Origin of the sequence: Thermovirga sp., assembly GCA_012523215.1 — a bacterium.
Classification (GTDB): Bacteria; Synergistota; Synergistia; order Synergistales; family Thermovirgaceae; genus 58-81.
The window spans coordinates 1-1844 of record JAAYIZ010000051.1; the positions used below are offsets into that span (position 1 = coordinate 1).

Sequence of the window (1844 nt, forward strand, 5' to 3'; positions counted from 1 at the left end):
GCCGCCACGTCCGGCGGGTAGATCAGTCTCCCCAGACCGGGTGTTGGCTCAAGGCACTTCACCATGTTCACGAACACCGCAGGGCCTGTTCTCTTTTACCCGTTGCACCGCTATTATAGCATAACAATCGTTAGGAGGGATTCAACTTGTGGAAGGGCAGACTCCCCAGGCATATCCTTGAGATGACCCGGGAAAGCTACGCGAAGAGGAGCGAAAGCCAGCTCCATCGGCCAACCAGTTCGTCCCTGGTAAATTGCGGGCTCGGCACCAACCCCCTGGGCGTTCCTCCCTCCGTCAGGAAGCTTCTCACCTCCTGCAAGGATTGAAACATCGGCGACTATCCTCCGCCGGTGGCGAAGGACCTCACGGAAGCCATCGCCCGGTACCTGGGAAATGAAAGGCTGGCAGAGGGCATCGTCCTGGGACAGGGATCAATGGACGTGCTCGTCACGCTGACGCGCCTGCTACTCCCGCCGGGCTCCCTGCTTTCGGGGGTCTCCCCCCAGTTCACCGATATGCCCCTCCAGGCCATGCAGGGTAGCGTCCGCTACCACCCGGTGCTTTTGAAAGGTCCACGTTTCGAGGCGGGGCTCGAAGTCTGGATGAGGGCCGCCAGGCTGCGCCCCCATGTTCTCTTCATCGACAGACCCCACAACCCCACGGGGCAGGTTCTCCTACTGGAAGACCTGGAAACGGTCGTAACGGCGTGCCTCGAGAGAGGCTGCTGGGTGATCGTCGACGAAGCCTACGGGGATTACCTCCCCCTGGAGGAGTCCGCCGTGGCCCTCGAGCACCCCAACTGCATCGTCACCAGGTCCTTCTCCAAGGCCTGGGGCCTGGCAGGCATGCGCGTGGGCTACGGGGTGATACGCGACCTCGAGCTGCTCCAGATATATCGCCTGCTCCAGCGCCCCTTTGGCGTGAGCCTCCCGGGCATCAAGACAGCCCTGGCGGCTTTAAAGGACTCGGTATTTCTTGATCGGACGAAAACCTACGTAAGGGGAGCCAAGGCGGCCATGCTGGGCGCCCTGGCGGGGGCGAAGGACCTGGAAATGGCGGTCACCCATCCTTCGACACCGATAATGATGGCGCGCCGCAGGAGGGGAAATCTTTTCGACTTGCTGGCCCGCCTGGGGATCGACAGCGAACCCGGATCCGCCTATCCGGACCTCGACGATTCGGCCGTCAGGCTGAGGGTGCCTCCCCCCGAAGACCTGGACAAAACCGTGGAATTCCTTTCCGGGCTTTCCGATCTGTCATGAGGACCTCGGTCCGTCGCCGGTGAAACCCAGCCGGGCGAGAAGGTCCTGGGGCTCCCTGCACTCATCACTCCTGAGAGCGATCCTCACATCGGTCTCTACCGGCAGGCTCTGCGACGGAGATATCGCGCCCAGCCGGGACCTTATCCTCTCCGAGACCACCCGGGCGCCCTCCATGGGCGTATGGGGCAGCAGTACGACGATACGACCGTCGCCCACCCGTCCTCCAATATCCACGCTCCTGAGGTTCTTCAACACCTCCCGGGAAAGCACCTGGACCGTCTCGGAAACGGCGTCGTCGCCGCCGGTCCTCCAAATTCGGTCGAGGTTGGTGACCTCCACCGCCATGGCCGTGAGGGGGTACCCGTAACGCCTGGAACGGTCCATCTCCAGTTTCATGAGCCCGAGGATCATATCCCGGACAAAAAGGCCCGATACGGGGTCGCGGGTGTAAAGCCTGGTGATGCCCTCCACGGCCCGGTTTCTCTCCGCCGTGGAAAGGAAAACAGGCCACAAAGACTCCATGACATCCCTGTTTATCTTCGCAAAACCCCCACTGGCCCTGGTGAGGCACAAAAGGACCGC

At 62.1% G+C, this 1844-nt stretch carries 3 protein-coding genes; 2 read left to right on the top strand and 1 reads right to left on the bottom strand.

What is annotated here, in order from left to right; all coding sequences use genetic code 11:
- Positions 1-146: 146 nt before the first annotated feature.
- Positions 147-326: a hypothetical protein gene (locus GX108_01675; protein ID NLO55755.1), complete on the top strand. Its 180-nt coding sequence runs from the start codon at positions 147-149 to the stop codon at positions 324-326.
- 24 nt (positions 327-350) lie between these two features.
- Positions 351-1262, top strand: a complete 912-nt coding sequence (locus GX108_01680; protein NLO55756.1) for an aminotransferase class I/II-fold pyridoxal phosphate-dependent enzyme — start codon at positions 351-353, stop codon at positions 1260-1262.
- Here the strand turns inward: GX108_01680 and GX108_01685 are convergent.
- Positions 1257-1844 (bottom strand): diguanylate cyclase (locus GX108_01685; GenBank protein ID NLO55757.1); only part of this gene is annotated, 588 nt, incomplete at its 5' end. The genes GX108_01680 and GX108_01685 overlap by 6 nt on opposite strands.